Annotated in this window: 1 pseudogene; it reads left to right on the top strand. The window is 45.0% G+C overall.

Annotated elements, in window-relative coordinates:
* Positions 1–291, top strand: a pseudogene (locus CHH91_RS20935) (acyltransferase family protein); the annotation flags it as partial.

The following is a 291-nucleotide window of genomic DNA, read 5'->3' as shown; positions in this document are numbered from 1 at the left end:
GTATGACAAGACATTTTCCTTTCACTGCCGGTGAAGACGTCAATCCGATTAATCCATTTGTTGGCATCTTTTTGTCAACACCTGGGAATTACCAACTTACGTACAACCCGGCCATTTGGTTTCTCACTTGCCTATTTGTTGTCGAATTGCTCTTTTTTCTTTACTATCGCCTGTCAAAAGGGAGATTCATTGCCACGTTTCTCGTAGTCGCTGCTATCGCCGGTTACGGGTCGACCATGCTTTCGTTTGCACTGCCTTGGAATGTATTCGTCGCTTTAACGGCTGTTGTGT

The organism is Virgibacillus sp. 7505, assembly GCF_002272135.1.
Lineage (GTDB): Bacteria > Bacillota > Bacilli > Bacillales > Amphibacillaceae > Terribacillus.
The sequence above is the reverse complement of the archived record's forward strand: the minus strand, read 5'-3'. Positions and strand labels throughout refer to the sequence as shown.